The organism is Pseudanabaena biceps PCC 7429 (assembly GCF_000332215.1).
GTDB classification, from domain to species: Bacteria; Cyanobacteriota; Cyanobacteriia; order Pseudanabaenales; family Pseudanabaenaceae; genus Pseudanabaena; species Pseudanabaena biceps.
Genome location: NZ_ALWB01000335.1, coordinates 1 through 4819, shown reverse-complemented (window position 1 = coordinate 4819; position 4819 = coordinate 1). Strand labels below are relative to the sequence as shown.

Below are 4819 nucleotides of genomic sequence, written 5' to 3'. Positions count from 1 at the left end.
AAACCCAGTAAGGGTTTTAAAATCACAAAATGGCGTAGCCATTTTGTGATTTGGTATAAGTGAATATATCTACAATATGAATATGTATTTTCAATATGTATTTCCCAATTCTTTATTCTTTTAGACGATGTCCCTATGCAATTCGAGCCAGAATGGCTCTCGCTTATGCAGGCATTAAGTACGAGTTAAGGGAAGTCTCTTTAAAAAATAAACCTCAGCCCATGCTTGATATTTCCCCAAAAGGGACTACGCCTGTAATGCAGGTGTTTACTGAGAAAGACTTTCAGGTTTTAGAAGAAAGCCTTGATATTATGAATTGGGCAATTCAAAAAAACGATCCTTTCGATTGGCGTGATTTATCAGATGACGATGCGACGATCGCTAAATATTTAATTGCGACTAATGATCGCGAGTTTAAAATTGCCTTAGATCGCTACAAGTATCCCAATCGGTTTCCTGAAAAAACGCAGGAATTTTATCGCCTCCAAGCTGAGGAGTTTCTGCAAGTTTTAGAGCTGCAACTAAAAAAGCGATCGCCAGAACAAGATCGTAATTTTTTAATTAGCGATCGTCAAACCTTCGCCGATGTTGCCATCTTTCCCTTTATTAGACAATTCGCCTATGTCGATATCGATTGGTTTCAATCAAGCCCCTATCAATGCTTGCAGCGCTGGCTCCAATGGCATGAAACGAGTGCGCTGTTTGAGTTAGTGATGCAAAAGTATCCTGTTTGGATACCTGAGCAAGAAGCAGTCATAATTAATATGAATTAAGAGATAACCCCAAAGATGAGTGGCGGCGCGAAGCGCCACCACTCATCTTTGATTTTGACAGCAGCTATAGGGTATAAAATGGTGTAGGAAGTTGACACAGATTGCCTTAGGGTAATGCCTTGACCAACTCCCATAATGAATATGGAGCTAATAGTATGAAATCCCTTGCCCTTTTGAGTGTTTCTGACAAAACAGGACTACTCGAGCTTGCCCGCGAACTATCAAACACTTATAATTTTCAGTTAATTAGTAGTGGTGGGACTGCTAAGGCACTCAAGGCGGCAGAACTTGAAGTTACAAAGGTTTCCGACTATACAGGCGCACCTGAAATTTTAGGCGGACGAGTAAAAACCTTACACCCACGCATTCACGGTGGTATTTTAGCCAGACTCGATCTACCTGAACACCAACAAGATCTGGCTGACAATGCGATCCAACCAATTCGGATTGTGGTTGTTAACCTCTATCCATTTGCAGAAACGATCGCTAAGCCCGATGTTACCCTTGAAGATGCGATTGAAAACATTGATATCGGCGGACCAACCTTAATCCGGGCCTCGGCAAAAAATTACCGCCACGTTGCCGTATTGTCCAGCCCCAGCCAGTATGCAGAATTCCTTGCCGAACTGAAGGCAAATAATGGGGAAACAACCCTAGAGTTTCGTCAGAAATTAGCGATCGCGGCTTTTCAGCATACCCAGTCCTACGATCAAGCGATCGCGACATATTTAGCCAATCCCCAGAGTACTAATCCAGAACAGGAACCTGCAAATACCCTGTCCTCATCCTATACCCTACTTTGCAATAATCCTAAGCCTTTGCGCTATGGCGAAAATCCCCACCAACCTGCCACATGGTATCAGGTTGGTGCAACCCCGAAGGGATGGTCAGCCGCACAACAGTTACAGGGCAAGGAACTTAGCTTCAATAATTTATTGGATCTAGAAGCAGCAAGGAGTATTATCGCTGAATTTAGCGATGATCGCCCCTGTGCCGTCATCATCAAACACAATAACCCCTGTGGTGTGGCGATCGCCTCTACTATTGCGGAAGCCTATCAAAAAGCTTTTGATGCGGATGCCACCTCTGCTTTTGGCGGAATCGTCGCTCTCAATCGTCCCATTGACGAAGAAACTGCCAATCTGCTCAATAAAACCTTTCTCGAATGTATTGTCGCTCCAGCCTGCGTCCCAAGTGTGACAGCAATTTTGAGCAAAAAAACAAATTTACGGGTGCTAGTTCTGTCTGATTTCAAACAAGGTTCCCATGAAACCGTGAAGACGATCGCTGGCGGAATGCTCGTTCAGAGAGCGGATGATGAGCCAGTCAAACCTGAGACATGGCAAGTGGTTACCCAGAAGCAACCTACGCCCGATCAGTTACAAGAGTTGATTTTTGCTTGGAAAGTGAGTCGTCATGTCAAATCTAATGCGATCGCTATTACCAAAAACTTGACCACCTTGGGTATCGGTGCAGGACAAACGAATCGGATTGCTTCCGCCAAAATTGCGATCGAGCAAGCTGGTGAAAATGTAAATGGGGCTTTCCTTGCTAGTGATGGCTTTTTTCCCTTTGATGACTCGGTAAGGACGGCGGCGGCAGCAGGGATTGTCGCGATCGTTCAACCTGGAGGCAGTATGCGGGATGATAGTTCGATTAAAGCCGCTGACGAACTAGGATTGATTATGGTATTCACTGGCGTGCGCCACTTCCTCCATTAAGTAGTTTACGCACCTTACACAACAAAAAATTAGTGGTGGTGCAATGCCCCACCACTAATTGACTCTAAAATTTTACGTAAAAAAAGGATGCAATGCGCCCTTTTTTACGTATAGCTGTCGCTGTACTAGGACATAAACCCCAAGAATTGACTGGCGGCGCGAAGCGCTGCCAGTCAATTCTTGGGGTTTGATTTGCGTTAAATCAAGTGACTGTAGCTATAATTTGAAACGGGCTTTGAGAAAGGGTTTGCGTAGCAAACCCTTTCTCAAAGCCCAAAAGTAAAAGCCTTGCGAAGCAAGGCTTTTACTTTTGGGCTTTTAAAATTTGTCAGCTTGACCCGAACTGACGTTTTTTACTGTGCAGTTCTTACTGTGCAGTTTTTACTGTGCAGTTTTTACTGTGCAGTTTTTACTGTGCAGTTTTTACTGTGCAGTTGTTGGTAAGACTGCTACTGATTTAGCGTTCGGGGCTTTAGCTTGGAGAAACTGGGTTTCTTTTACGGCTTGATTGGATAGAGAGAAGAGAGGATTAGAAGCAATACCCGCGATCGCTGTGAAGATCAGCGTAAAGACGATCGCCGCTTGCAGAGGCTTCATACCCACTTGAGTCCAAGTAATAGCTGGATAGTTTTTGACTGAATCAGACATTTCTTGAGGCTCCTTAACTACCATCATCTTGACGACGCGGATGTAGTAATAGAGAGAAACCACACTCATGACCAGCGCCAACAAAACTAGGCCATAGGCATGAGCCTGCCAACCTGCCCAGAAGATGTAGAGCTTACCAAAGAAGCCTGCGAGGGGAGGAATACCACCGAGCGAGAGGAGGCAAATACTCAAAGCAAGGGTTAGTAAAGGATCTTTTTGGTATAAGCCACTATATTCACTGATCTGGTCAGTTCCCGTGCGTGAAGCAAACAGAATGATGCAAGCAAAGGCTCCCATATTCATAAACAGATACAGGATCAGGTAAAACACCATACTGGAATAGCCCGCTTCGGAATCGATCGCCATGCCCAACATGACGAATCCCGCTTGTCCGATAGAGGAGTAAGCCAACATCCGCTTCATGCTGGTTTGCGCGATCGCCACCACATTACCCAAGACCATACTCAAGACAGTCAAGACCACGAACACGTAATGCCATTGCAGAGAAGCAAGAGGAAATGCAGTAATCAAAAATCTGAGCGCAAGTCCAAAACCAGCTACCTTAGAGCCGATCGACAAAAAGGCAACTACAGGTGTGGGCGAGCCTTCGTAAACGTCAGGTGTCCATTGGTGGAAAGGGACTGCTGAAAGCTTAAAGGAAATCCCCGCAATTACAAACACCATCGCAATGATCAGCGCAGTATTGCTAACGGTAATTTTTGAAGCGATCGCCGTTAGCGAGGTTTCGCCGCCAGAGAGTCCGTAAAGCAACGACATGCCATAGAGAAAAATTGCCGAACTTGCCGCACCAACCAATAAGTACTTCAGTGCAGCCTCGTTAGAGCGCGGATCGCGTTTGGTGTATCCCGAAAGCAAGTATGACGAAATACTCAAGGTTTCAAGGGCGACAAATACCATCACCATTTCGTCAGCACCAGTTAAGAACATCGCTCCTAACGTGGCACTAAGCAAAATTACCAGATATTCACCTACCACTACCCCCGACTGCTCTAAATAACGAATAGAAACGAGGATCGTTAATAGAGTGGACAGGACGATAACGGCACGAAAAATAATGCTGAGTTTGTCACTATTAAAACTGCCCAAAAAGGCGATCGGATTTTCTAAGCCCGTCCATTGCCACACAAGGGCAGCAGTGGAGGCGATTAAACCAGCGATCGCAATATATGGGAGAACATTTGCCGATTTGCGCCCCGATGCAATCAGATCGACGATCAGTACGAGTACTAATGTCCCAATGACAATTAGTTCTGGCAAAATCGCGCCACTATTGAGCAGGGCATTGAGACTTGCTGTATCCATACTTAATTTATGTATTGTTGCTATGGCAATTGTACCTAGATTTTGGTAGCAATTAGTGCTCGTAGATTTTATGGCAAGCATAAATAAAAAGCATAAATCACCCAAATAAATCACCCAAATAATACCAAGTTAAGAAATGGCTACGCCATTTCTTACAGCAATTATTGATCAAACGAACCACAAGGAAATTTTTGAAAGCGTTGCAAAGCAACGCTTTCAAAAATTTCCTTGGTTTGGGTTTGAGCGCGAAGCGCTGTAACTTGGTATTATGGCTCGATCGCTTGCAAAACTGCTTTGGGCAAAAGCTTATCCTTAAACCACAATGTCATCCCAGTATTCTCGCTCACCTTGACT

The 4819-nt window shown here is 44.6% G+C and carries 3 protein-coding genes; 2 read left to right on the top strand and 1 reads right to left on the bottom strand.

Annotation, left to right across the window (positions count from 1 at the left end):
- Positions 1-95: 95 nt before the first annotated feature.
- Complete coding sequence (locus PSE7429_RS21880; protein WP_009629563.1) at positions 96-773, top strand: glutathione S-transferase; 678 nt, start codon at positions 96-98, stop codon at positions 771-773.
- Positions 774-928: 155 nt separating this feature from the next.
- Entirely contained in the window at positions 929-2494 is a 1566-nt protein-coding gene (purH, locus tag PSE7429_RS21875; RefSeq protein WP_009629562.1) for a bifunctional phosphoribosylaminoimidazolecarboxamide formyltransferase/IMP cyclohydrolase, read from the top strand.
- Between the two features lie 423 nt (positions 2495-2917).
- Here the strand turns inward: purH and PSE7429_RS21870 are convergent, their stop codons facing one another.
- On the bottom strand, positions 2918-4465 hold the full coding sequence (locus PSE7429_RS21870) for an NAD(P)H-quinone oxidoreductase subunit N (RefSeq protein ID WP_040690209.1): 1548 nt from the start codon (positions 4463-4465) through the stop codon (positions 2918-2920).
- Between the last annotated feature and the right edge of the window lie 354 nt (positions 4466-4819).

What these genes read in the sequence shown, in the direction of transcription:
- PSE7429_RS21880 (WP_009629563.1), top strand. Translation starts at nt 96, where the DNA reads ATGTATTTCCCAATTCTTTATTCTTTTAGACGATGTCCCTATGCAATT.
- purH (WP_009629562.1), top strand. Translation starts at nt 929, where the DNA reads ATGAAATCCCTTGCCCTTTTGAGTGTTTCTGACAAAACAGGACTACTC.
- PSE7429_RS21870 (WP_040690209.1), bottom strand. Translation starts at nt 4,465, where the DNA reads ATGGATACAGCAAGTCTCAATGCCCTGCTCAATAGTGGCGCGATTTTG.